Annotated in this window: 37 protein-coding genes; 15 read left to right on the top strand and 22 right to left on the bottom strand. The window is 46.9% G+C overall.

Features of this window, described 5'->3' with window-relative positions; translation table 11 throughout:
• Positions 1-8: 8 nt before the first annotated feature.
• The 11 genes from LMG33818_RS00185 to LMG33818_RS00135 form a co-directional block, all read right to left on the bottom strand.
• Positions 9-1,493 carry a DUF2213 domain-containing protein gene (locus tag LMG33818_RS00185; protein ID WP_442321331.1) on the bottom strand — a complete coding sequence of 495 codons (1,485 nt, stop codon included), beginning with the start codon at positions 1,491-1,493 and terminating at the stop codon, positions 9-11.
• A 66-nt stretch (positions 1,494-1,559) separates the two neighbouring features.
• Positions 1,560-2,459 (bottom strand): phage head morphogenesis protein, encoded by a 900-nt coding sequence (locus tag LMG33818_RS00180; RefSeq protein ID WP_442321330.1) that lies wholly within the window; start codon positions 2,457-2,459, stop codon positions 1,560-1,562.
• A gap of 13 nt (positions 2,460-2,472) precedes the next feature.
• Positions 2,473-4,047 carry an anti-CBASS protein Acb1 family protein gene (locus LMG33818_RS00175; RefSeq protein WP_442321329.1) on the bottom strand — a complete coding sequence of 525 codons (1,575 nt, stop codon included), beginning with the start codon at positions 4,045-4,047 and terminating at the stop codon, positions 2,473-2,475.
• 50 nt (positions 4,048-4,097) lie between these two features.
• On the bottom strand, positions 4,098-5,360 hold the full coding sequence (locus LMG33818_RS00170) for a PBSX family phage terminase large subunit (protein ID WP_442321328.1): 1,263 nt from the start codon (positions 5,358-5,360) through the stop codon (positions 4,098-4,100).
• Positions 5,341-5,745: a DNA-packaging protein gene (locus tag LMG33818_RS00165; protein ID WP_442321327.1), complete on the bottom strand. Its 405-nt coding sequence runs from the start codon at positions 5,743-5,745 to the stop codon at positions 5,341-5,343. Before LMG33818_RS00165 ends, LMG33818_RS00170 begins: the two co-directional genes overlap by 20 nt.
• A 60-nt stretch (positions 5,746-5,805) precedes the next feature.
• Complete coding sequence (locus LMG33818_RS00160) at positions 5,806-6,078, bottom strand: DUF6953 family protein (RefSeq protein ID WP_442321326.1); 273 nt, start codon at positions 6,076-6,078, stop codon at positions 5,806-5,808.
• The gene (locus LMG33818_RS00155) at positions 6,075-6,275 is read right to left on the bottom strand and encodes a DUF2158 domain-containing protein (RefSeq protein ID WP_442321325.1); all 201 of its coding nucleotides are present in this window, start codon (positions 6,273-6,275) and stop codon (positions 6,075-6,077) included. Before LMG33818_RS00155 ends, LMG33818_RS00160 begins: the two co-directional genes overlap by 4 nt.
• 270 nt (positions 6,276-6,545) lie before the next feature.
• Positions 6,546-6,755 (bottom strand): hypothetical protein, encoded by a 210-nt coding sequence (locus LMG33818_RS00150; protein WP_442321324.1) that lies wholly within the window; start codon positions 6,753-6,755, stop codon positions 6,546-6,548.
• A 341-nt stretch (positions 6,756-7,096) separates the two neighbouring features.
• Positions 7,097-7,498 carry a hypothetical protein gene (locus tag LMG33818_RS00145; RefSeq protein ID WP_442321323.1) on the bottom strand — a complete coding sequence of 134 codons (402 nt, stop codon included), beginning with the start codon at positions 7,496-7,498 and terminating at the stop codon, positions 7,097-7,099.
• Complete coding sequence (locus LMG33818_RS00140; RefSeq protein ID WP_442321322.1) at positions 7,495-7,983, bottom strand: lysozyme; 489 nt, start codon at positions 7,981-7,983, stop codon at positions 7,495-7,497. The genes LMG33818_RS00145 and LMG33818_RS00140 overlap by 4 nt, the downstream gene beginning before the upstream one ends.
• Before the next feature lie 3 nt (positions 7,984-7,986).
• Positions 7,987-8,238, bottom strand: a complete 252-nt coding sequence (locus LMG33818_RS00135; RefSeq protein ID WP_442321321.1) for a phage holin — start codon at positions 8,236-8,238, stop codon at positions 7,987-7,989.
• Positions 8,239-8,364: 126 nt separating this feature from the next.
• Between LMG33818_RS00135 and LMG33818_RS00130 the strand changes: the two genes are divergently transcribed.
• Together LMG33818_RS00130 and LMG33818_RS00125 are read left to right on the top strand one after the other, a co-directional pair.
• The gene (locus LMG33818_RS00130; RefSeq protein ID WP_442321320.1) at positions 8,365-8,544 is read left to right on the top strand and encodes a type II toxin-antitoxin system HicA family toxin; all 180 of its coding nucleotides are present in this window, start codon (positions 8,365-8,367) and stop codon (positions 8,542-8,544) included.
• A 65-nt stretch (positions 8,545-8,609) separates the two neighbouring features.
• A complete protein-coding gene (locus LMG33818_RS00125) occupies positions 8,610-9,029 on the top strand; it encodes a type II toxin-antitoxin system HicB family antitoxin (protein WP_442321319.1) in 420 nt (139 codons plus the stop codon).
• Between the two features lie 134 nt (positions 9,030-9,163).
• On the opposite strand, the gene LMG33818_RS00120 is transcribed toward LMG33818_RS00125, so the two are convergent.
• The 8 genes from LMG33818_RS00120 to LMG33818_RS00085 all read right to left on the bottom strand — a co-directional run bounded on the left by LMG33818_RS00120 (position 9,164) and on the right by LMG33818_RS00085 (position 15,199).
• Positions 9,164-9,850 carry a bacteriophage antitermination protein Q gene (locus tag LMG33818_RS00120; protein ID WP_442321318.1) on the bottom strand — a complete coding sequence of 229 codons (687 nt, stop codon included), beginning with the start codon at positions 9,848-9,850 and terminating at the stop codon, positions 9,164-9,166.
• A 26-nt stretch (positions 9,851-9,876) separates the two neighbouring features.
• Entirely contained in the window at positions 9,877-10,341 is a 465-nt protein-coding gene (locus tag LMG33818_RS00115) for a RuvC family protein (RefSeq protein WP_442321317.1), read from the bottom strand.
• Positions 10,342-10,506: 165 nt separating this feature from the next.
• On the bottom strand, positions 10,507-10,818 hold the full coding sequence (locus LMG33818_RS00110; protein WP_442321316.1) for a nuclease domain-containing protein: 312 nt from the start codon (positions 10,816-10,818) through the stop codon (positions 10,507-10,509).
• A gap of 391 nt (positions 10,819-11,209) precedes the next feature.
• Positions 11,210-11,710 (bottom strand): hypothetical protein, encoded by a 501-nt coding sequence (locus LMG33818_RS00105; RefSeq protein ID WP_442321315.1) that lies wholly within the window; start codon positions 11,708-11,710, stop codon positions 11,210-11,212.
• 250 nt (positions 11,711-11,960) lie between these two features.
• Positions 11,961-12,911: an HsdM family class I SAM-dependent methyltransferase gene (locus tag LMG33818_RS00100; RefSeq protein WP_442321314.1), complete on the bottom strand. Its 951-nt coding sequence runs from the start codon at positions 12,909-12,911 to the stop codon at positions 11,961-11,963.
• On the bottom strand, positions 12,908-13,711 hold the full coding sequence (locus LMG33818_RS00095) for an ATP-binding protein (RefSeq protein WP_442321313.1): 804 nt from the start codon (positions 13,709-13,711) through the stop codon (positions 12,908-12,910). Before LMG33818_RS00095 ends, LMG33818_RS00100 begins: the two co-directional genes overlap by 4 nt.
• Positions 13,701-14,507 (bottom strand): hypothetical protein, encoded by an 807-nt coding sequence (locus LMG33818_RS00090; RefSeq protein ID WP_442321312.1) that lies wholly within the window; start codon positions 14,505-14,507, stop codon positions 13,701-13,703. Before LMG33818_RS00090 ends, LMG33818_RS00095 begins: the two co-directional genes overlap by 11 nt.
• Positions 14,507-15,199, bottom strand: a complete 693-nt coding sequence (locus tag LMG33818_RS00085) for a phage antirepressor KilAC domain-containing protein (protein WP_442321311.1) — start codon at positions 15,197-15,199, stop codon at positions 14,507-14,509. Before LMG33818_RS00085 ends, LMG33818_RS00090 begins: the two co-directional genes overlap by 1 nt.
• Positions 15,200-15,324: 125 nt before the next feature.
• Between LMG33818_RS00085 and LMG33818_RS00080 the strand changes: the two genes are divergently transcribed.
• A complete protein-coding gene (locus tag LMG33818_RS00080; RefSeq protein WP_442321310.1) occupies positions 15,325-15,579 on the top strand; it encodes a hypothetical protein in 255 nt (84 codons plus the stop codon).
• Here the strand turns inward: LMG33818_RS00080 and LMG33818_RS00075 are convergent.
• Together LMG33818_RS00075 and LMG33818_RS00070 are read right to left on the bottom strand one after the other, a co-directional pair.
• Positions 15,563-15,817 carry a hypothetical protein gene (locus LMG33818_RS00075; RefSeq protein WP_442321309.1) on the bottom strand — a complete coding sequence of 85 codons (255 nt, stop codon included), beginning with the start codon at positions 15,815-15,817 and terminating at the stop codon, positions 15,563-15,565. The two genes, LMG33818_RS00080 and LMG33818_RS00075, sit on opposite strands and share 17 nt — an antisense overlap.
• A gap of 130 nt (positions 15,818-15,947) precedes the next feature.
• A complete protein-coding gene (locus LMG33818_RS00070) occupies positions 15,948-16,166 on the bottom strand; it encodes a YdaS family helix-turn-helix protein (RefSeq protein ID WP_442321308.1) in 219 nt (72 codons plus the stop codon).
• Positions 16,167-16,259: 93 nt separating this feature from the next.
• Between LMG33818_RS00070 and LMG33818_RS00065 the strand changes: the two genes are divergently transcribed.
• The 3 genes from LMG33818_RS00065 to LMG33818_RS00055 all read left to right on the top strand — a co-directional run bounded on the left by LMG33818_RS00065 (position 16,260) and on the right by LMG33818_RS00055 (position 17,663).
• Positions 16,260-17,012: a S24 family peptidase gene (locus LMG33818_RS00065; RefSeq protein ID WP_442321307.1), complete on the top strand. Its 753-nt coding sequence runs from the start codon at positions 16,260-16,262 to the stop codon at positions 17,010-17,012.
• Between the two features lie 106 nt (positions 17,013-17,118).
• Entirely contained in the window at positions 17,119-17,331 is a 213-nt protein-coding gene (locus tag LMG33818_RS00060) for a hypothetical protein (RefSeq protein ID WP_442321306.1), read from the top strand.
• 110 nt (positions 17,332-17,441) lie between these two features.
• Complete coding sequence (locus LMG33818_RS00055; RefSeq protein WP_442321305.1) at positions 17,442-17,663, top strand: hypothetical protein; 222 nt, start codon at positions 17,442-17,444, stop codon at positions 17,661-17,663.
• Here the strand turns inward: LMG33818_RS00055 and LMG33818_RS00050 are convergent.
• Positions 17,644-17,931, bottom strand: a complete 288-nt coding sequence (locus LMG33818_RS00050; protein WP_442321304.1) for a hypothetical protein — start codon at positions 17,929-17,931, stop codon at positions 17,644-17,646. The two genes, LMG33818_RS00055 and LMG33818_RS00050, sit on opposite strands and share 20 nt — an antisense overlap.
• Before the next feature lie 237 nt (positions 17,932-18,168).
• Here LMG33818_RS00050 and LMG33818_RS00045 point away from each other — a divergent pair, with 237 nt between their 5' ends.
• From LMG33818_RS00045 to LMG33818_RS00005, 9 genes are all read left to right on the top strand, one after another.
• Positions 18,169-18,549, top strand: a complete 381-nt coding sequence (locus LMG33818_RS00045) for a YfdP family phage-associated protein (RefSeq protein ID WP_442321303.1) — start codon at positions 18,169-18,171, stop codon at positions 18,547-18,549.
• Positions 18,546-19,355, top strand: coding sequence for a DUF2303 family protein (locus LMG33818_RS00040; protein WP_442321302.1), 810 nt, complete (start codon positions 18,546-18,548; stop codon positions 19,353-19,355). Before LMG33818_RS00045 ends, LMG33818_RS00040 begins: the two co-directional genes overlap by 4 nt.
• 114 nt (positions 19,356-19,469) lie before the next feature.
• Positions 19,470-19,664 carry a hypothetical protein gene (locus LMG33818_RS00035; RefSeq protein WP_442321301.1) on the top strand — a complete coding sequence of 65 codons (195 nt, stop codon included), beginning with the start codon at positions 19,470-19,472 and terminating at the stop codon, positions 19,662-19,664.
• A 344-nt stretch (positions 19,665-20,008) separates the two neighbouring features.
• The gene (locus tag LMG33818_RS00030; protein WP_442321300.1) at positions 20,009-20,377 is read left to right on the top strand and encodes a hypothetical protein; all 369 of its coding nucleotides are present in this window, start codon (positions 20,009-20,011) and stop codon (positions 20,375-20,377) included.
• 305 nt (positions 20,378-20,682) lie between these two features.
• A complete protein-coding gene (locus LMG33818_RS00025; RefSeq protein ID WP_442321299.1) occupies positions 20,683-21,594 on the top strand; it encodes a recombinase RecT in 912 nt (303 codons plus the stop codon).
• Entirely contained in the window at positions 21,587-22,204 is a 618-nt protein-coding gene (locus LMG33818_RS00020) for a lambda exonuclease family protein (RefSeq protein WP_442321298.1), read from the top strand. The genes LMG33818_RS00025 and LMG33818_RS00020 overlap by 8 nt, the downstream gene beginning before the upstream one ends.
• Before the next feature lie 24 nt (positions 22,205-22,228).
• Positions 22,229-22,726 carry a single-stranded DNA-binding protein gene (gene ssb / locus LMG33818_RS00015; RefSeq protein WP_442321297.1) on the top strand — a complete coding sequence of 166 codons (498 nt, stop codon included), beginning with the start codon at positions 22,229-22,231 and terminating at the stop codon, positions 22,724-22,726.
• 103 nt (positions 22,727-22,829) lie between these two features.
• Positions 22,830-23,090 (top strand): XkdD/Y8K6 family phage-associated protein, encoded by a 261-nt coding sequence (locus tag LMG33818_RS00010; RefSeq protein WP_442321296.1) that lies wholly within the window; start codon positions 22,830-22,832, stop codon positions 23,088-23,090.
• The coding region (locus tag LMG33818_RS00005) for a hypothetical protein (RefSeq protein WP_442321295.1) at positions 23,087-23,714 on the top strand (628 nt) is incomplete at its 3' end. The genes LMG33818_RS00010 and LMG33818_RS00005, both read left to right, overlap by 4 nt.

Raw genomic sequence — 23,714 nt, 5'->3', positions numbered from 1 at the left:
ACTACCCCTTACAGTTGAATGTTTTTGAGGCCCGGGTAGGCATCAAAATCGGTGGTGGAAGTGTCGAAGTCAGGCAATGCATCCTGCGCAACTCGACGTTTTTCGAATTTTGCAGCCGAACGGAAAAGAGAGCGCATGGCAGACGGATGAACCCCTTGAGTATCAAGGCCCATCTTCTTGCATGCTTTCTTGTAGATGTCGCTTGCTGAGTCGAATGCAAAGACGTTCTGAGATCCGAGTACAGAGCGCACATCTTCGCCAGCTTCATGCAATGCACGGCTGCGATCACGTTCCTGCTGACGCATTTTCTCAATGCGACGGTTTACGGTTGCTGCATCCATTGCGCTTTTTTTAGCTGCACGTGAACGCTCTTCTTCCGACTCGTCGTCATCTTCATCCTCGCTCAATCGAGCAGCTTCGGAGCGACGTGATTCGGTTTCTTCTTCATCCTGCGCCTGATCGTCATCATCAAGGTTTTCATCATCGTGAGCGCCTTGAATAAATGCCACGATTGTTTCGATGAGATCATCGGGTGCACCGGACTGTTCGAGAACCTTGCGAACGCTGTCGGCAGGGGCGGCGGTGTCGAAGTCATCTTCCGCAATCTCATCGTCAGACTCTTCAACATCTTCAGTAGCAGCCTGCTGTGCGGCTTTGATCACGTCCGCCAGGTCATCAGCTTCGAGATCACAATCTTCTGAAAGCTCTGGCTTGATGACTTTCATCACAGCATTTGCCAAGGCTTTTGGGCCATTTTTTGACTCAACCTGATCATCAATGTCAGGCATTGCATCGGTGGCTAGATACGGCCGAATAGCAGCACGCAAAGCCACTTTTGCCGCGAATTGTTTTCGGTTCATGTGTTTTACCTTTTTTGCTTTGGAGGGGATGCCCGTGGGCTTGGAATCGGCCACATACATCGAAGGGCCTTGTCGCGCTTCAGCCACCAAGGCAAGGTGGTTAAAACGAATGTTTTTCATAATGAAGTCGTATGGAATGCCTTTGTACTCACCAGGCTTCCAATCGACGTCGTAGTAGTAGCCTGGTGACAGCTCGCGCAGAGATCGGTCCTCAATAGCATCAATGGCGTCCTGATCTGTAACTGTGAGCGTATTTTTAAGCGTTTCACCGTCCCATGTGGGAGATGTGCCGACACTACCAACACGAAGTTCAAGGTTGGGTTCAGCTGCAGAATCGGGCTTATGCTTCCGGAGAAGAGGTACGCCATTTGCCGTCTCCATAGCCTCCTCTATTTCATCCGCAGGTCGGAAGGCGTAATAAATCTCTTCCGGGTCAATATCCGGATTATCGTCAGCAATTTCATACCCGTAATACGGCGATACGCCTGCGGTCATTACTGGGCAGTCTTTTACTTGAAGATAGCCATCTTCATTTTTTGATCGCTTCGACCCCTCAACAATTTGGGCGAAGTCTTGAGCCATCTTCTTGCGAGTAACTACGCCCCTTTTGAGCGCAGGTTTTTTATTAGCCATATCATTTTCTCTTGGCGTAAAAAAACCGCCTCAGAGGGCGGCTAGGGTGAATGGTTAAAAGATGAATCAATGCAAGTTTTCATCGTTATCGTCTGGCATGCCGGGCAGGATCAAGCGTTTTCCACAGCGACAGTTCGGCTCTTCGCCCGGCATGATTCTTTTTCCGCCTATAAGACAACCTTTCGTAATATCGAACTTCCATCCGTCAGCATGAACATGTGACTGGCGAAATGTCTTTTGGCCTGCTGAATAGTGTTCCCAGTACGCATAACGTGCGCCAAGCTGTTGAGCACGGGCATTCTGTATCGCATCTGAGGCCTTGTTGTTCTGATCACGAGCAATCACTATTGCTCTGCGTTCAGTAACGCCGAATTGACGCTTCAGCTCTTTTTTCAATCCACCAATATCACGACCCCGCGCCACTGATTGCTGAACCAATGTTGAAACTTGATCGAGATGACGTTCAGGAATCGACTTGATGAGATTGACTTGTTCGGAGCGAATGCTAGCCAGCACCATGTTCAACTCTTTGCTTGGCTTCATCTTTACCGATATTGCTTTAGCATTGCGCTGAAATGCTGTTGCATCACCTTCAACGTCAGCATTGCGATTGCGGTAGCCAGATTTAAACAAATTCCGGTACGCATCGCTGACAGCCGATTTAGTGGCGTTCGTAGTATTCTTGTCAGCCTGAGTCGTGAACCAAGCACTCTGAATCTTTGCAAACTCATTGAATCGACGGGTCCACTGCTTACGCAATCGCGCAATCCGGCGCCCAAGAGCCAGTGCAGGGTTTTCATCGAGGGCAATACCCTGGCGTTTGTATTCAGCAATCACAAAACGAAGAATTGATGCCTGCATTTCCTCGCTGAGCTGAAGAAGCTTCTTGCGATATGCAACCTCTAGGCCTTTGTTCGGGCGAATGACACGCGTGGCGATGGGCTTACGTTTAATAGCCGTACCCATATTGCATCCTCACTCAAGCATATTCGCTGTAGTCATCGTCTTCATGATCAAAATGATTCAGCTCTGTATCATTCAGCTCCCCTTCTTCGTCGGTATCATCGATAAGAGGCTGATTAGGCATGACGTCAGCATCAATGAAGCGGTAAGGACTGTCAGGATCAGTTGCTAACCGGGTACGAATCTCTTCTTGAGAGATAACCCCCATATCCGCATAAATCTGATCACCTTGGGCTTGTTGCGAGTTACGCTGAGAGCGTGCGTTGACGTCTTCCTCACCCAGGGGGATGAATGAAAACTCTACTGAGCGCTCAAGGGTCCCGTTCTTGAATATCTGGATGATATCAAGGCAGTCTTGCAAAGCATGCCGGAACGTTTTTTCCTGATACTGATGAATCGTGTCATTGTGATTCTGCATGTCAGAGTCACCAGTATTAAAACCAGCGGGCGACGTTCCAAGCGTTTTCACGACGTTGGTCTTGTTGATGACAACCACAAGCTCAAGGGATTGGCGGACAATATCAGTAACTCCCCCAATGGGGGTATTTATCTGCATAATGTCTTCCATGTCCTTGTCGATCGCTAGAATACCGTCATTGGATCGATAAGATGACATATATGCCAAGCGGCTATCCAGCGACTTTTCACTGAATGGATTTGTCAGAATATCCTGCATGTCCGTTTTTAGAGTTGTCAGGCTGAACTTATTCAGCAGCCTAGAGGCATCCATCCGTGCCTCTTGAAAGTGAAGCACGTAGTCATACAGCACCTGCGCACGAGGAAGACCAAAGAAGTTATAGCTTGGCTTGAGAATAACCGGCATTTCGTTACTTACGATGCGTCTAACACGTGAAGAATGTACCTCTTGCCCGAGTATCCACCACGTTTTGGCTTCGAAGTAATAAGGGTCCAGCGGGTTTGTGCTTTCATACTGCCCCGGGAAGCAATTTATCGGCTCAACGACACGAAAGCCTTGCAGATTTTGCAATTCTGCGCTTTCAGGCGAGATATCAAGTGGCTCCAGCAATTCAGAGCCGGACTTACCAGTATCGATATAGATTAGACAGCCACCAAAATACCCGTCCCATTCAGCTGCCCGCTGGAAGACTCCACGCAAATCAAAGTCAGCAATACCATCATTTAGACGCTGCACGGCTTCACTATCGTCGTCATTTTTATTGCCATTATCATGAGAGTGAATCTCTATAAATTCCCGCGTAGAGTCTCCTGACACCGTTTCTACACAAGCGCGAATCAAGCCATTTTGAGCAAGCCCTGAAAGAGCCCCATATCCCATGAACGACACGCCAAGTTGTTCAAGCTGTCCCATCTGTGCAGCGTGTTGGAGAAGTGAGAAAGAGCCCTGCATCTCCATTTGATGGTCCATCGCCATGCGGGCAGAATCACGTTTGTCACGAGGCGCACCTAACGTCCGTGGAGCGCCGTATAGCGCTTTTATCTCGTCTTCGGTAGGAACATAGCCGTCTTGAGCGAGGCGGTTACGTATAGCTTGTGTAGTGCCCATGCGCGCACGTTTTTTACCTGCGCTCTGACTGTTCACTGAGCGATTGAGGTTTACGTTGCGCTTCATAATTCACCTATAGCTGAAATAAAAAATCCCAGCCACCAAGGTGATTGGGATCAGATCATACGTTGTCGTGTTTGTGCCTTGCGGACTAAGTTGGGATTCATGTTCAGACCACGTTTGCCAGTGATATAGCCATCAAGTGCATACCTGACGGCATCCCAAACGTGCTCATTACCGTCGAGAAGTTTGGGAAGTACTTCACCAGTGTTTCGATCTGTTTTGTATGACCAAAGCGTGGCTTCCCGGGCCGCATTTTTGCATCGTGGATGAATAACGATTTTCTTGAAGCTGCGAAGATACGAAATGCCGTCTTCAACACTTCCTTGCCATTTCTTAGCGGCACTGATTCGAAAATGTTGACGCGCAAGATAGCTGATTGTTTCTGGGCGTGAATTATCCGCCTTAATCGGCCACTTCCTTGATTCAGGGATTGAATCGTACCCATTGGGCATATTGTCGAGCTCTGTATGTTCCCCATACCACTCATATTCAATATAGAGATTCCCATCGAGAATGAAGCAGCGTACAAGTGTGTTGGGGTCTTGTGCAAAACCGAAGTCAGCACCAAAAAATAGACGTTCAGCGCTTTCCCAAAGATCATCGCTAAATTCTTGGACTACGTACTTCCCAGAGAGTACCTGGCTATCACTGTTCTCAAGATAAGCCCCTTCCCAAATCCAGCGATAAGTAGAGTGGTCAAGACGATTGAGATCGTTTAAGCGCTCTTGCTCGAGCACAGCAGGAAACCATGGGTTGTCGCTGTAATTGATCTCGACAATCTTGGCGTTGTCTGGAATTGACTTTCGAAAACGCTCATCTGTGGCGCTGTCTTTCCTTTCTGGGTTCCAAGTCACCCATACTTCTGAATCGGCTTCACGCACAGTAGGCAGTAATTTCTGCCATGCAATATTCGATACAGACTCTGCCTCATCAACCCATGCAATCAGGATGCGCGCCTTGGATTTGATTGAGTCAAGATTATGTCGAAGCCCCGCGAAAGTGAACGTCACTCGACCATTCTGGGTGCGGATATATCGCTCGCCCACATCGAAATATGCAGCAAGAAATGGTGTCTCTGCTATGGCCTGTTTTACCTCTTCCATCGAGGAGTCTTCAAGGCTGTTCATGAACTCACGGCCGCACAGGATTGTGCCGTTAATTCCCGCCTCAGCGAACATGTATGCACGTACTGCTGACATGAGTGCAAACGTTCTGGTCTTACCGCTCCCCCTGCCCCCGTACGCACCACGGTATCTTGCAGGTCCATTAAAAACAGGTATCAGCTTTGGAGGTAGCTCAATCTGAACCTTTGACATCAGGAGTTACCAGCTCAATAGTTGTCGGCTTGGGTGACATGCTGCCGTCGCTTGACGTATTGTCAACTTCTGACTTATCGCTATAGCCGTGCTTGCCCAGCATCAGCTTTACGATCGTGGCATTCATCGCATTTGTGAGACCGCCGGAAAGCAACATGCGCTCTTGCGTCGCCTGAATTTTGTCTAATATGTCCGAAAAAACTTCATCTTCTTCGCCCCACTTGTATACAGTAGAGCGCCGAACACCCAGATAACATGCGAGACCAGCGGCAGAAGGCACAGCATCGTTTTGATCTTCATATCCGCCCTCCAAGTATTTTTTTGCCGTGCTTACGCGCATCGGGGCATCGACCTTGGTAGGGCGACCTTTTTTTGGGGTCGCCATAATTTAATCCTTTCCTAAAGAAAGACCGCCCTAAGGCGGTCAATGTTATAGGGAATGTAACTATCCCTTTGATTCTCTCCCAGGCTCATCTTGATCAACGCGCCATCGCCAATACCGGTCTTTCTTTATCCACACTACGGTATCAGGAGTCAGTTTTTTGAAATCTGAAAGTACCTCTTTTCCGAGAACCTGGTTGCCGTCAGAGTTTTCTCGCAAAAGGTCTTCTCTGCCATTTTTAACAAGATAGTCAACTACATCATCCTGATAAACACAGCCTTCGATTTTTATCTTATGTAGCATCCAATCTGATACGTCTCTGGACGCTTCTATCACTTTTTTTCTGCGACTTCCGCATATATAAGTGATTCTGGGGGGAAATCCCCAACTTCAAGCTTTTTCCCTGCAAACCATTGGCACCTGTATGTTATCGGGTCGCCTTGCATGTCCTCCATGGGTTTCTTAACAGTCATTTCTGGACCGCCGGATTTCAACTTAACAATATCGCCTTTCGAAAAGATGTCTTTTGCCATTGATTATTCCTCTCTATTAAATGTAGAGGATATAAACTAGCAAAGTCTTTCCGAATATTCATTGATGAATTCTTTACCTCATCATTCTTGTCTTGTTGCTTCTTCACACGCTCAATCATGAATTGCTTGAACGACTTATAATCTTTGCAGAGCAGACAGCCTTTCATTGCGCAATTTCCTGTCATTGAGATTCAGGGCTATGGGTATAACCCCGATATATTTGAGAACGTGTTAATTAAGTTGCACGAGTTGTAGCAATATTATTTCTAATCAGACGTATTTCTTAACAAATTCCGCAACGTCTTCGATCGCTTCGTCAGTCACGTTTTCAACGATCTTAATACCTGCCTTGAACTTCGTGATGAATGAGTCGATCTTTGCTTCATCAGGATCGTGCGGGGCTTCAACACTTGCTTGGTTATCCACTGGCTGGGATTCATCTTCGGTGTTGAGCTGCGGTACATTGTTAGCTTCAGTCATGTTTTCCTCATATGGATCGTCTGGTTCGATAGATGTGTTGATGAACTCTTTTATAAATTGAAGGAGATGCATTTTTCTCTCAAACTCTTAATCTGCATGTGTACTAGCTAATCAATCGTCATCACAAAATTCATAAAACATGCATATAATGCGATATCCGGATATCCACAAAGCAGAGCAAAAAAAGCAATGAACAGCATTATTCTCCCTCAATAATTTTTCTCAGTGCAGCACGATCAGCGTTAGCCCTTTCAATGACACCACTCTGCATCAGAATGCAGTCACCCAAGTTTGCGTTTGACCGGAACAAGCAATTTGGCCTTTCGAGAGGGGTTGTGAGCTCACTTGGAACCCGCAGCTTGGGCTGTTGAATCGTTCGGTACACTGGGGTGGGTTGCGGCGTACAAGACGCGAGAGACAGACTCAGGAACATGCTCACCAGCCCAGCCATGATTATCAGAAAGCGCTTGTTGATATGCTGAACGGTCTGCATCGGCACGCCTCTTTTCGGCTGCCAGCTGGCTGCTGCGATCATTGAGTGACCTCACGAGAGTATTGTTACGGGCATTGAGCATCGAGGCCGTTGTCATCAGAGACTGATTCGCTTGCTCATCTTCAGAAATAGTTTTCTGCTGATCTTCGATCTTTAAATGCTGCTGATTCGAAAGAGCGTGAAAGTGCAATGAAGAGAACAGAAGAATTAGACACACAAGAGATAAGAAGCCGGATACGTATCGCGTCATTGTTCATTCCCTATGCTGCACACTGCGTCCTCAAGTTGCCTACGCGTCATGAGGCCTTTTAGCTTTATGCCTTTCGAATAGACCCACGCGTTGAATGAGAAACATGATCCCACATAGTCGCCGCTGTTCAGTTTCCTCAGTACAGTGGAGCGACGAAAATTGCCCGCTCCAATGTTGAACACGAAGTCATCCATAGAGCCTTGCTGGTAGGCGTTCATGGGAACAGTTGCATAGCGTCTTACCACCCGGTCCGCAATATCTAAATCGTGATTCAGGAACGCTTGGCATTCGCTCTGTGTGTACGTGCGGTTTGGATCAATGTCTGATCCTGTATGTCCATAGCACACTGTGAGAGTGCCTGTAGGGTCGAAATACGGACGATATGAAACACCTTCAGAATGCATTGCAAGTATTGCTGCAACTGCAATTGCGCCACCGCTCCCAGCAGCAACAATTTTTTGTCGAAGCGAGCCGGGTATACGCATGGCTTAGTCCTGAGTGGGTGGCGTTATCTTTCCGCGAGCAAGAGCAGCACGGTATGCTTTCGAGTCTTTCCTGCGGAAATACGTATTAGTGAGATATGTCGCTAGAGCAATAACGGCACCACCAATCATGGTGATAGTGCTCCAGTTCCACGTGCTTACTTCATGAGCGAATGTGCCGACGAATCCCCCGCAAGCGAGGGCGCCGGATGTACAGTAGCTCGCTGCTGTAGAAATTTGACCGGGCATAACATTCATGGGCTGGGCTCCCCAGCTGTTTGGTGTTGATAAAAAACCAGCTCAATGGCTGGAAAAATAACATATTACCACTTGTGGTATTACCATAAGTGGTATATAATTGGTTCATCACTTAAGGAGGAGGGAATGACATCAAATGAGTTTCATCGGTGGCTAAAAAGCCGAGGCGTTATTATCACTTCAGGTAAAGGGCGCCACGGAAAAAAAGCCACATACAACGGGATAACGGTTCCGCTTCCCGATCACGGGAAGAAAGAAATTGGAACTGGCATCGTCAACAAGATCAAGAAGGAGCTGGGCCTGTAAGGGCCCAGTGGTTTGGTCATGGTGAAATTTATTGATGCCCTCCGGCATAAACAAAAGGGAATACTATGAAATACCCAATCCGCGTCGAAAAAGATTCAGTCGGTTATATGGCGACATGTAGAGATTTGCCAACCTTTGTCGCTGCCGGCGATACGGTAGAAGAGACGCTTAGAAATTCGGTTGAGATGCTGGAAACAACTATTAGTATCTATATTGATGAGCGCAAAACCGTACCAGCAGCATCAGTACCAGAGGACGGTGAGCATCTAGTACGCGTACCGACCTCTACGGAGCTCAAATCAATTATTTCTGATGAAATGATTGCTCAAGGCATTTCAAACGCTGAACTCGCTCGCCGTATGGGATCACATGCGCCGCATATTGGCCGCCTATTGGATGTAAACCATAAGACCAAAATGGATGTTTTCGACTCAGCTATTGAGTCACTTGGAAAGCAGTTCGTGATTACTGCGAAAACAGCATGATTAAAAATTTAATCATAAAAAACAAAAAGCCCCGGCCGATTAAGGCCGAGGCTTAAGATGATTGTGCTGCCTAGTCGCATCTATGACAGCTTAGAAAAAGTGTCTCATATCGGGCGCAAGAAATCAACATGTAGTCAAGCTGCATCAGCATATTGTGTTTTTAGCTGCTTGCGTAGCTGTGAAACAGGCATCATTGCGTCGCTATCAAGATCATTAACAATGATTACTATACGCTCCCAATGCTCTGACCAGTCCCTTAGCCAATCACGCGTTTTTACTTCACACCCAAACCAGTTGTTGGCGAAATCAGCGATCTGAATACAGCCCCAAGGAGGCCTTTCCCCGCTCAGATTCAAACGTACTTCATACCAAGCTGTCCGAATCAATCCATCGAGCTGTGCAAGCTTCTTCTTACTCCATGCTCTTTTATCTCCAAAGCGAGGTGTCATAAGAGCGAATCGCACCAGTGTTTCTTCAACAGCAACATCTATATTCTCTGAGCACCCATGATCTTCTGGATGACAAAGCACATGCCCAACTGCTGCTAGAAGTGGCCGCTCAACTTCAAGTCGCTTTATCAGCGCATAGAAAGGCGCATAGTCGGCATTTATTGAAGCGCCAGCGCCGCCTGTACGCGACCGCGACTCAATAGCACTCATCTGATCACGATAATAATGCTTCGTTTTTGTGCGTCCGTCAGGCTGTTCTAGCTCAACTACAAAAGGTACGCGCTTCTCACTATTAACGAGACTACGCTCCTCTTGTGCTGACTCCATGCTGATTACCTGCTGGCTTCTCACCCCGCTATCGACAGCAAGCATCCAGCATTCTTTCGGAGATGGAAATATCATGCAGCCTCCCCTTTGATTAATAATTGCCGCCCGTATTCTGCAAGGCAAACAGCATCAGCGATTCCATCGTGTGGCTTACGACAACGAGCTGGCACCAGCTCAACATCAGGATAAGCACGTCTCACGAAGTTGATTGCCGCATCCTTGTCCTTGGATGTGCCGGCCAACACGCATTTTTTCCATGCCTGCGGGGTCACGATTCGATATGGGATACTCAGCGCCTCAAGCACTCCAATAACAATTCCAAAGCCTTTCCCGAACGAGAACATGCTTGTTACTCCTTGCCCTGGCATTGCCCCTACTTTTTCAAGAATGACAACATCAGGATTGAGTTCACTGAGTAATCGGGCAATAAGGGCGCCGTCGATCTCTTTGCCAGAAAGAGGTATCTTCTCAGCATGTGACTTTTCGCCAATAGCTGCGATCGCTCCACTCTTTCCGGGGTCTATTCCTACGATCATTGCTCAAGACTCCTCAATGCCCGGTCGTGTACAATTACAGAGCGTGCTCGAGCATAGTTAGCATCACGAAGCGGTATAAGATGTCCATCTTTTGATTGCTTCATTTCCCAAACAAAGTGAATGTCTTGAGTGACAGCCCACGCTATCAGTTCTGAAATAGCACTATTAGCCATTTCTCCAACCCTTAAAGGATCTCAATCCTTCCGCAGTCTGAATATCAGCTGTTTCTGCCAAAGCTCTCAGCGCATCCCATCCATCAACTTTTTCCCCTTTTATTCTCGAATCAAGTTGGTCATGGCAGTTAGAACAACAAAAAATTCCAAAATCATCCCGTTCTTTTGCACCCATGATTGACCTTCCGGGGATTGGCAAATGCGCCAGCACTACTGTTTCTGGATTGTGATTGCACCCCGGCAGACGAAGCGTGCAGCTCTTCCCATGGGCCGAGTTGCGCAGGGCTTTACTGACTACTCTCATTGTCCACCCTCCGTCGCGCATCTATACACTTTGTCATGAACAGTGAATGATCCGCTTAGGTGACATTGCTTAACTGTATCTTCCTGCCCCCAGCCAAAGCTCTTGCACATCAGGAACAGCACTACGTAACAAGCTAAAAACCCTACGACGAATTTCATGCGGCTCCTCCAATCTTCTCAATCTCCCAGCTCAATGCGTCATCGCGATATGCCATGTGTCCGAACTTTTTACATGACTCTTCAATGTCTACGTTACAAAGGCAGTAGTCTGGCTCAAGTTCAGTAAATGACTCGCTGTATTGAACAAGTTTCGTCAGGTCGCAATTGAGTGCCTCAGCCAGCTCTCCACAATTGTCTATGGGCCTATCATCTTTCCATGCGCAATCACACATTTATGCAGCCTCCCTGTATTTTTCTCTGCCCATCATTGAAGGGTCTGTTAACTGCGCACCTTCACCAGTGAAGAATTCCCACATCAGCTGTAGGTATTCCGACTTCTGAGGCTTGTTCATAATCCGAGTCACTTGAAAGTCGATAGGCTCTTTCATGATTTCCAGCTTTTCTTCGTACGGTCGTGGACGGATAAGGCGGTCATAAACTTCGCGAAATTCTTCGCAATCACGACGCAATATGGGAATACCAAAATGAAGCTTGCAGTGTGCACGCCAATCCTCTGCTGTATGCCCTTCGAGTTGCTGTGCAGCCTCTTTACACCACAGGCGCTGCAACCGATTCTGATCGAGAGAGCGTGGCTCCTTATGCTCTCTCACAACAATATCCACGCTACCCCATTGACTGAATGCCTGATTCAATATGCTCGGAATACGCCCCAGCGCAGCGAGGGCATCTTTTAGCGATGAGCATTTGCAGATAAAGTCACGAGGCTTACTCATCACTAGCCCTCAACACCTGCAGCACTTCATCTCTGTTCATTCAAAATTCCTCGTGTTGATCCGAGCGACGATGTTCTCGATCTGGCCTTTCCCGTCATCGTCATAGACTCGATATTTCCCGTTCGGCGAGCGTCTTATAATCTGCGGTACACACTTTTCATTGTAGAGATAAGAGGCTTCTTCAAGCGCAGCGATTGGGTCTGTGAAAACTGAGATAACTTCCTTCAAGTCGAGGCACTCCCATCCCTATTCATTCGCCAATCACCAGCTCCATTTGTTGTTCGTCATTAATGGTACGGGCCGGACGCATTTCATCTACTGCATTGCGCATCTGCTTCCAGTGTGGATAAAAGTCCTTCCCTTCCAGCTCGCAGATAATCTTCTGCAGCTCAAGTTCGGCTTTGATGTTCTTCACAGCTGATGACATAACACTGCGCTGCACAGCATGCAGGTCAACTTCTTCAGGAGCCTCTAGTTCCGGCTGCACGTAGTTACTAACTAAAAGCCCGTAATCATTTGACGCCACTTCGGAAAGCTCTACCTCACGGGTCAGGTTATTGGCCCTATCATGGAAAGTAATTGATGTGGCAGATCGATCTTTTCTGATAACAATGCAAGCAGTGGCAATGCTGGTATCTGGAAATGTGTTACCCGGAATTGAAATCACCTGATCGATCAAGTTTTGCTCGATCATCCATCGACGAATCTGCTGTTCGCGTCCGCTTCGGAACAGGATGCCGGTAGAGCACAACACTGCGGCCACTCCATCTTCAGCTAGCATATGGATGATGTGTCCGATGAATGCATAATCAGCGCGCCCTTGAGTCGGAATGCAGGGCATAGCATCAAAGCGTTCATCTTCATGCGGTCGCCATTTAATTCCGAACGGTGGATTAGCAACGATGGCATGAAACCGCTTATCCATATATGCCGCTTCCTCAAGTACATCGCCATAAGCTGTATGCATGTTTGGAATCATCGCCGCGTCGTTCAATGCTCCGCTATCAATGTCCTGCCCATATTTGGGAATGCAATCATCGAATACCGATAGGAGAGCGCCAGCGCCACATGTTGGATCGTATACATCGCGTGGAGTACCCGGAATAAGTGAGCGCAAGAACAAGGCAAGCTCGGGCGGTGTATGAAACTTGCCTGTAGCCTTGAATTGAGCACGAAGACCTTTGATCGTATGGTCGCTCATGCCGATGCCCTCCCAATATCGCGTCGCACGCTTTTCCAATCGAATACCATTGCTTTGCAGCACTCGCGCAGGCGGTCAACAACACGATCACCAAGCCACTTGGATAACTCGTCAGGCTGACGATTTGAGATAATGATCGTCGGCAGACACTGCTCGTACCGGTAGTTGATGACGTCGAACAGGTAATTCATTTCAGTGTCGCTGCCGAAGCCAAGGCCAATTTCATCCAGCACCAGCAGCCCGATCTGCGAATAAATATCGATAACTTGGCTTTCGGTCTCTTCGCTATCGCGGTCATATGTCGATTTGATGCGCCGAAACATTCTTGCAGCAGTGGTATACAGCCCTCGTGTGCGCTTCTCAGCGATGACGGCATGAAGCGTTGCTACAGCTAAGTGCGTTTTACCAGTACCTGGCGAGCCCATCATCAGAAGTCCGGTACCTGACTTGAAATGCTCATCGAATTTTTCAACGTACGACTTGCACCGCTCAAGGTGTCGTTTCTGCTCGTCTGTTTTCGCGACGTAGCTATCGAAATTCTTGTGTTCAAATCGCGGCGGGATTGCGGCATAGCCAATCGCATCCTTGACAGCCTTTTCAACGCGCTTGCGCTCTGTCGCTTCTGCTTCAGCCTGTTCCTGTTCCGCTCGGCGCTCTTCGTGACACTTCGTGCATCCAGACCAACGTGGAACGTCGCTACTGGGATAACGCATAAGCGTGTCGTCATACTCGCCATGTTTTTCACACTCGCGAATCACGGTGTCGATTGGCTCAAGGAGTTTTGCTAGGTTAGAAATCAACGGTACCGTCCTCCCTAGTCTTTACGTTTGAGAAGTCAGGCAAGTTGGTATGCATGCCAGGTGTTGAGCGTGGTTTCGACTTGTATCGATTGATCGGTGTCGCAAAGCGATTGGCGTTGTTCAGCCACGTCCTGAAAGCAGCCTGCCAGTCTTTGAAAGTCGATCCGCGTGCAGCGTGGTAGTCTTTGAAGTACTCAAGTTGTTCTTGAATATTCAATCCAGACGACTCGGCTTTGCGCTTTGCCGTGTCGTTGGGTTGGAAATCTTCTGGGAGTTGTGTCGATTTTTTCTCGCGCTTCCCAGAGGGTTTATTCTGATTACTGGTATCATGATTGGTTACATGATTACTGGTATCATGATTTGTCGGATTTTTTTCCGACCCTTCCTCGGATATTTTTCCGACCTCGCTCGGATTTTTTTCCGACCCAGATCGGATATTTTTCCGACCTTTGTTAGTGTTCGGATATTTTTCCGACCCATCAATTTTCTTGTTCCATTGCTTACCAATTTCAGTGATACGAATAAGGGTTATTGAACCGGTGCTTGATAACTCAATAATTCCCTTTTCAGAAAGCTGCCTTAGCATCCTGTATGCCGTGTCTATCTTGTCAGTAAGCAAAGGTAACTCTTCGATGATCTTTTGCTTTGCAAGAGCATAGAAAACTGAACCATCGTCTTTTACGACAGAATTTGCCCATGACGGCACGCTATAGACGAATGAGAACAATAGAGCTTGCTGAGCATTTAGCCCCCACTCTTTCGCCTTTGGCTGGTTAATAGATAGAGTGAATTGCATTATGCTGCCGTCCCGATCATGTAGCCGTAGGCGTTAGCTAGATAGTCGATTCCTTCACCCGTTACTCGCGTTTGGGTATATGCATGACCATTGGCCTCACCTGTTTTAACTGAGAATCGCCCAGCATTGTGATGCTTCTGGTGTGGCAGCAAATTTCCCGACTGACGGTACAGAATCTTGTCGTCTATCAGCTGTTGGATGAACTGCTTTTCGGGAATGCGCAGAATCTTCGCAGTCTCACGGATAGATTTGCTGTTGTTGGCTTTTACGTAACGGTCAACAAATTCAACGGCAGGTTTTGCCGCCTGTGCCGCCTCAATAGCTTTCATTTCCGACTCTTTGGCGTCAGCCCATGCGCGTGCGGCCTCCACTGGATTAGAAAAATCGGGTAATAAGGGTTTAGAAACCTTTTCTTCCAGCTCTTGCCAACGGTCAACCAATCGTCCTGTAAATTCTGGAGATAACTGTGCAACAACCACTAGGCTGTCACGTCGTCCCTTTTCACCTTCGAACACATAGATATGGATGGGCTTGGTCGATGTTTTAATTTCCCCCACTGGGGGTAATTCAATAACACCGCGGGCAGCCAGCCTTTCAATTGACTGCTTAACCTTGTCATGACGAGACTCGACAAGTTCTGATATCTCCGTGCTGTCCATCGACAGCTTGCTAAATTCAATAATCTGCTTCATGATTACCTCACTTCGTTAAAGCCTCGGCCCGACCTCCACAGTCGCCGGGGCTTTGGTTTATGTAGGGTGCCGACCTATTTCCTGTTATCGTTTAGTTTCCACACTCAACGGCACAGGAGGCCGGCATGACTTCACTAGCTAATGACGATTCATATAATCTTTCGAAAGAAATTCTTTTCGCACTTGTCTCATCGCCTTACTGCGAAAATGTGATCGAAGACACTGATGCAAACATCGAAGACATCGTTAGAAACTTGTTAATTACCCGCGAACAGATTGAAGATGCTGTCAAAAAATTTAAAACAGACACTCGATCACCTATGAAAATAAATCCAGAGTTGGTCAAAAAAGCCATATCCCGATCTAAACGCACGAGGTAGCTCGTCCAAGTGCTTTTCTTGCCAATTTCAGGTTGCTGAGTATTTTCTCAGCAGCCTTAATTTTCTGCTCAAGTGTCAAATCTTCGATATTCGCTAGAAATGGCTCGTCTGGTCCTTTGAGGATGGCTACAGCACGCTTGTAAACGATCGCCTGCTCTTCGGCCGTATCGTACAAAGCTGTACGTTCAGCCAACCGGGGCAGCATTACTGCAATTTCACTTTCTGTTAACTCGCTCATACCCTTCCCCTCTTCTCGAAAATCGTTCCAGTCAAATCCAATCCCGGTATTTCAGCTAATCTCTTCTCGTCAACTTTGCCGGGCCGTATCTCGCCGACGTAGTCGCCTGTAAAACGTTGTAAAGTTGTGTTCATGCGGCTGGTTTTTCACCGAATATATCGGGTCTCAATTCATGCTCAGTCACAGAATTTCTCGATGCCTCAACGACATCACGGACGCGCGAAGGAGGTACCTTCCCCGAAGAAACCCATTGCTGCACTGCTTGCTGGGTAACATTGCAAAACTCTGCAAGTTTTGATTGTCCTCCCGCATCCTTAACTGCTTTAGTTAAAGCCTCACGGTAATACATGGCTGCCCTCCAATTAACTCTTGTAATCCTAAATCTTTACAAGACATGTTACAAGTTATTCTTGTTTATAGAAAAACAAGGAAACCTTGTAAAATGTTCACGACAGTTTGCTTTACCTCATCAACCTATCAGAGATTTAGCGATGCTATGAGTATTGGCCAGCGACTTAAACTTGCCCTTGCAATAGAAAAATTAACCCAGACCGACTTGGCTAAAAGGCTTGGAGTTTCAGCACAGACGGTTCAGCAATGGGTGTCAGGAAAGACTCAGCCTAGACAAAAGAGGATTGAAGCTTTAGCGCAAATACTTCATGTAAAGCCTGAATGGTTACTGCTTGGAGAGGGAACGGTAGAAGATAAGCCCAGTGATGAAATTCAGCTGCACCAGCATGAGCTAATTGAAGGATCTGATATTAATCATGAAGATCACGTATTACTTCCTTTCTTTCATGAAGTTGAATTTTCTATGGGAGGTGGCCGTACTTCTGAAGTTGTTGAAGATACTGAAAACCGCATCTCCTTTCCCATTGAAAGACTCAACCGGGCTGGAGTCTTACCCTCTAATGCTTCGTGTGGAACTGCTATTGGTAGATCGATGGAGCCAACTATTCTAAGTGGCATGCCTATTGCGATAGATAAAGGCTGCCTTAGAATCATAGATGGGAAGATATATGCCCTTAATCATGGTGGGCTCTTGCGACTAAAGCGCTTATACAGATTGCCGGGACATCAGATCAAGCTTGTCAGTGATAATGCTGAGGAGTATGAGGCCGAAATTTATAGCCTGGAGAATGATGACGCACCTAAAATAATAGGTAGGGTCTTCTGGTGGGAAAATTATGACTGAAAACTCTATATTTTTCATGAGTCTGCGTAAATCGCAGGCTTTTTTTTGTATAAAAGTACAATTTTAACTTGTTTTTCTCTTGTAATTACAAGTATTGCTTGTAATAATGAACACATCGCAGCGGCAAGCGCCAAAGCGTGTGTTCTTTATAAATTCGGATGAGTTTCCTGTTTCTCACAAAGCAGGCGGTTATCGGCAAGTGTCGATAGACGAGCGCATTACCCTAGCCAGCGTCAGCCGACCAGTAGTCGGATTTGCATGGGGTATTAGTCAAAGCGTGGCAGTAATGACTGATAAAGCGGAGTGGTTAGCCGTGTAGAGCTGTAGAGCGAGGCTCAGATGCGTGTAAGACGAAGCGCCTTCTATGAGGGCGCGTTCGAATGGCTATTCAGTGAGTGGTTATTCGGGTAATTAACTGAGGAAATGAATATGGAAAACATTGAAGAAACGGCTGATAGCTATACGACGCCAGAACATTTGGTTCTTATGGATGCTGTTAAGTACTTCAACGCATGGACAGATGAGCACATTCCTCCCGGTCTCGATGATGAAGAAGCTCATAAAGAGTACCGAAACATCATGCAGGAATCATTCATTGCTCTGATGAAAGTTCACATTAAATATGCGGGGATCAGCCTTGTGCCGGATTAAGGCCTCTTAGGCCAGACCTAGAATATTCTGCAACAAATACCTGGCTGTGCCATTTGACAGAATCAGCAATTGTCTTTACTTCGGAAGCTGCTTCACTAACTGACATTTCTTTCTTTGCAACATAAGTAGCATCCGGCATTTGATAAGTTGTTCCACTGGCTCCTTTGATAGTTCGCTTGTATCCATTTGCAGCCATAAGTCTATGAAGCTTTTCATAATCTTTTTCATCTGCATTTGGCAAGACAACACGTGCTAATAATTTAGCCATTTGAATTTCCTCTTTTGTGCAGCTCGTTGGTGGGGACCTTCAGCATAGCACGAAGCGCGTCACCTGCGCAGTGGTGAGCAGCCGGGGCTGACCGGCACTTACAAGACGTTGGGCATTCACTGAGTGCCCATCGGGATGGGCTGAATATACAGCTAGAGCAAGTCACTCAGAGATTAGCGCTGAGCAGCCCATCCCGATGTTTAACAACATCCACCCCTACCGTTGAGGTACATATCAATGTCAAAAATCAATCCGACTGGTTACATCGAATTAGTACGTGATCTAAGGCGTGGCGAAACACTTGATGAATTGAGTGAAGAGCTTGCCGATCTACAGCAGCGCTGCAAGCAAACAGGCAAGGTTGGCGAGATCATATTAAAGATTAAGCTACGCCCTGAGAAAGGTATGGACGGTATGTTCAATGTCACCGACGAAATCAAGGTTAAGAAGCCCGAGTTTGACCGTGGTGCAACCGTGTTCTTCGAGCACAAGGATTTACAGCTGCGCCGTGAGGATCCGCGCCAGCAGAAACTTGAACTTCGTGAAGCGCCCAGCGAAGAGCAGGAAGTGCGCGAAGCCCCAAAATCATCTACTCAAATCCGACAGGTGGCTAAATGAGCGAGTATGCACAAGCATTAGAATCAACATTGGCAGGTAGTCCGGTAGATACCAAGCATCAGAATGCCATTATCCTTCCTGATGGGTATCACGTTGAAGACCTTGAAGAGTTCAAGGAATCACCTCGTCGAGTATCAGGACGAATTGAGTTGATTGAAGCCTCATCGTTCGTGAAGTACGTCAAACGATACGCTTCCGAGAGCACAATCATTAAGGCCGATGTGAACCGTGAACGGTTTGTTTCTGTGTTCGATTATCACAAGGATGCCGACAGTGCAGGATGGGAAGGCCACATTGCCACCTATGATTGCCCCGTATCCGAGCAATGGAAGCGATGGACAGGAAAGAATGGCGAAAAAATGACTCAGCAAAGTTTTGCAGAGTTCATTGAGGCCAATCAGCTGGACATCCAGACATACAAGGATGAAGGCCCTTCTTCACTGCAAATGCTTGAAGTGAGCCGAAACCTTCAAGCCAACAAGAAAGTGCAGTTCAAGTCCAGCATTGACCTGTCCAACGGTGATGTAGGTTTTGAATATCAGGCAACAACCGAAGGCGTATCCGGTTCTGCCAAAGGGAAGATTGATGTTCCAAAAGAGTTTTTCATCATCATCCCAGTATATGAAGGTGATGCAGCCTACCCAATCAAGGCTCGACTTCGCTACCGAATAAGTGATGGTGTACTGGCTCTCTGGTATGAACTGGTAGAACCGAAGGATGTACAGCGCGATGCATTCAAAACCACGCTCGAGACCATTGAGAAAGAGATTCCTGCAAACGTAGAAATCTACCGCGCAAGGGCATGAGTAACACGTCACCCGAGACGTTAAAACGGCAGATAGCGTCGCGCTGCGCTGAGAATTGAGGCGCGCTTATTTTTAATGGCTCGCATAGCGGGCCTTTTTATATCCGGAGGGATTATGAGCAGCGAGTTGATGATCAGAAATGGTATTAAGTGGGCCATGAGAGAAGCTGGTGTTGATTTGAGGGATGTGTTTGCAGGAATGGCACTCCAATTTGTCTGGATGGACATGCATGAAGAATTCAGCGCCAAACAAATTGCTGAAAGTGCCTATTTGGTGGCAGATGCAATGATGGAGGCACGGAAGAAATGACACTACGAGACATCATATACCGACCTGCCCGATCAGCAGAAGTTGCACGGTTCCGCATGGGTCTCAAAAACGGCGTTGCACCGGATGATCGGGTTAACAGGATAACAACAGCACTGAAATCGTTAACACATTGGGTTGAAGTCAAATGCAAACAGTATCTATGAGCGGACGAAAGCTTATTGATGATTTTGCGCAGCCACAAATATTGAGCACGAAAGAGATTAAGAGACGCGAACAGTTAAGGGCGTGGCACGCAAAACAAGGTAAGTGATGCTGACATTTTGGATATGCACTGATGGCGCCCTATTGGCGCTTTTTTTATATGCATTTTGGAGAAAATGGATATGAGCATAAACGCTATTGAGCGTCAGATTGCTGATAAGGCAGAGAGGGATGGTGAAGCTCAAATAAAGGATGATGTGCGGTACAAGGTTGAGGAAGAAATACACGACAAGCTGAGTCATGGAGAGGATTACAACGAATTCTTCGATCAGGAGCTTTTATTCGATTGGGCAGCAGATGAGCCGGGATATCGTGAAGCAGTTATTAAAGCTGCTCAAGGAAAACCTTCTGAGCTTCAAAGCATCATTGATGTGACGATTAATGGCATTAAGGATATGAACGGGAAGGTGATTAAGCAGGGATTGGTTGATCGTTTTTCTGATGAGGTGGAGAAAGAGATTAAAAATTGGATTGTACAAATAGCAGCATAAGAGGGCAAAAAAAAGCCAGAGACAAAATCTCCGGCAAATTACTTATCGCTAAATCTACATGGAAGTTAATTAGAGCAAATGATCAATAATTAACTCGAACAAGGGGTACTTGTTCGACCCATATTATAGAAAATTTCTAAAAATAGTCAAAAAAAACCAGAGATAGAGTCTCTGGTAAACATTCATGCTTGGAATTACTACTTTATCAAATGAGAAACGCCAGTGCTAGAGACACTGGCGAGTGAACACAGGTATGTTCGAAAAAATATTAACACGGCGGCAGAGTCTCGCCAGAGGAAAATTTTATGTCAGATGTTCAGCAGTTCGAAGATCATAATCAAGAGCAGTCATTTCCAGAGCAGCAACAGGCTCAACGAGGTGAGGTTCAAGACCTTCTATTCAATGAGCAGGCGATGAATCAAATTTACATGCTCGCGCAAACCATGTCGCAAGGTAAAAGTACAGTGCCTAACCATCTTCAGGGAAATGTAGGTGACTGCATGGCTGTCTGTATGCAGGCTGCTCAGTGGAAGATGAACCCATTTGCAGTAGCCCAGAAGACTCACGTAGTAAATGGAACGCTCGGGTATGAGGCACAACTTGTAAATGCCGTGGTTAATACACGAGCCCCTATCAATGGTCGTATTCAATATGAGTGGTTTGGTGAATGGGACAAAGTTTTAGGTAAGAAAGATGGTTTTACTAAAACTGTAAATCACGACAGTGAGGATGGTCTTGGTGTAAGAGTTTGGGCAACTATTCGTGGTGAGGAAGAGCCGCGTGTAATTGATCTACTGACTGTTCAAGCAAATGTGCGCAACTCACCATTATGGCTTACTGATCCCAAGCAACAGCTCGCATACCTTGCGATCAAGCGTTGGGCACGCCTTTACTGCCCTGACGTTATCCTTGGGGTATATACCGCTGATGAAATGCAAGAGTTTGGCAATCAGACTGGTGAGCGTGACGTTACGCCGCGCCCCAATAAGCGCCCTTCTCCACGCGATGCCATAAAAAATCATCAGGAACAGCCTGATGCTCTTCCAGATATGTCAGAAGAAATTACTCGGCTTGAGGATATTGCTACCAACCAAGGTGATGAAGCATTCAAGGCTGCATACAAAGAATTATCTCATGAGCAGAAGCAAGCGCTTGGCATTGATGAGCGTAACCGCATCCGTCAGTTAGCACTTGATCAGGAGATAGCGCATGACTGAGCAAGGAACAGATGAATGGCTAGCTGAAAGGGCTGGCCGTATCACTGCTAGCAGGTTTAAAGATGTTATCGGTGTAAACAAGAGCGGTAAGTTTCTCAAGGCTCGCGATGACTACATGATGGAACTTGCTTTCGAAAGGCTGTCAGGATCACCTAAGCACTCAGTTAGCTCTCAGTCAATGCAATGGGGCACAGAAGCCGAACCAATCGCCAGAGAAGCCTATGAACTTCACACAGGTCTATTTGTCGATGAGACCGGACTTATTATTGATCCTCGATATGATTTCATTGGCGGCTCTCCTGATGGAATTATCGATGATGATGGAATTATTGAGATCAAGTCGCCGCATGACGAGAAAGTTCACATCCGAACATGGCTGGAAGGGATGCCTGATCATCATATGCCCCAAGTTCAGGGAAATATGATGGTTACTGGCCGTCACTGGTGCGACTTCATTAGTTTTGATCCGAGACAGGCGAAAAATTATCAACTCTATGTACAGCGAATTGATCGAGATGATGAATACATTAACGACCTGATGAACAGGCTGGTCAACTTCGAGCAAGAGCTTCAATTCATGATAGAGAAGATTACCAGCCGGGCCGCATAAGCGGCCTTTATTTTTGGAGGAATTATGGCTCGTGGAGTGAACAAAGTGATCTTGATCGGCAATGTTGGTCAAGACCCAGAAGTGCGTTTTTTGCCAAGTGGAAACCCCGTTGTCAATGTTCGGTTGGCTACGTCTGAAAGCTGGACTGACAAGCAATCCGGGCAGCGTAATGAGCGCACGGAGTGGCACTCTGTTGTGCTATTCACCAAGCTGGCAGAGATCGCCCAGCAATACGTCAAGAAAGGCTCACGGCTGTATGTCGAAGGGAAGCTGCAAACGCGCAAATGGCAAGCGCAGGACGGTAGTGATCGATACGCTACAGAGGTAGTTGCCAGCGATATGCAGATGTTGGACAGCAAGCCGCAGGGGCAGCAAAGCAACCAGCAGACAGGTTATCAACAACATAACCAACAAAGCCAACAGAATCAGGCAGGACAGCAGTACCAGCAGCCGCCACAACAGAATGCTGGAGCACCTAATCCTCAGGCATTTGACGACTTCAGCGATGAAATACCTTTTTAGATTCAATAGGTTATAAGGTTAATGGAGATCAAGCAAACGAACTCCTAAAAATCGAAAAATTAGGAGGAGATCGCCACGGCGATCTTTTTTTGTGGAGTGAGAAATGGAAGAGGTAAAATTTACTCCGGGACCGTGGCTGGCTGATGATGTGGCCACGGTCAGAGATAGCAATGGCTACGAGATATGCAACACGTTAAGAAGCCCACTATATGATGATCTTAGTGCAAATGAGTATCTAATCGCTTCTGCACCTGAGCTTTATGCAAGAGTACTCCAATATAGAGATGTGATGGAAGATAAAGGATGCCATTCAACAGTCGAAAGATTAGATGAATTGCTATCAAAAGCCAGGGGTGAGCTGTGACAACAAAGCCAAGAAAGAAAAAGCCTCAGACAAAGCGTAAAGACCCTTTCACTGAATCAATGGAAGCGTGGGCAGCAGGTTACTACCGCATCCGCTTCGACAATGAAGAAGATGATTCGCTGTCATTCGAAGATAACGGCTTTCTCAAGCCATGGCCTCCAACTCGCCGTGTGCTGCCGTGTACAGATGAGATGGCTTACTACGCTGAACAGCATGCAGTCATCAAGAAAAGACGCTGGCGAGCCGTTTTAATCACGTACATGCGTGATAACAACTGTAATGAGTACCGTAACATCGTCGCAGGCGAGTCTGTGCAACCATTTACGGCTTATAAAGAGGGAATTGTGCCCTTTCTCACGCGCTTGTGCGAAGAGAATGAGAAGAAGATCAATAAGCGTCACCTGTTCGCCCGTGCAGCAGTAATGACTCCCGTGGGCCATTACGGGATTGAGAATATCCTGCCGAAGTATCAGAAAGAACTGATGCTTACTAATGGAGAGCTGGAAGCAGTACGCCAGTTGTTAAATGAAGAGCCTGAGGTGACAACGTTCAACACGTTTGATGATCTCGATATTGATCAGAAGATATCGTGGCTTGCGCATGAGGAATACATGGCGTCGAGAG

Origin of the sequence: Cernens ardua, assembly GCF_051251085.1 — a bacterium.
GTDB classification, from domain to species: Bacteria; Pseudomonadota; Gammaproteobacteria; order Pseudomonadales; family Halomonadaceae; genus Cernens; species Cernens ardua.
Note: the sequence above shows the minus strand (reverse complement) of the source record. Positions and strands in the feature narration are given on the sequence as shown.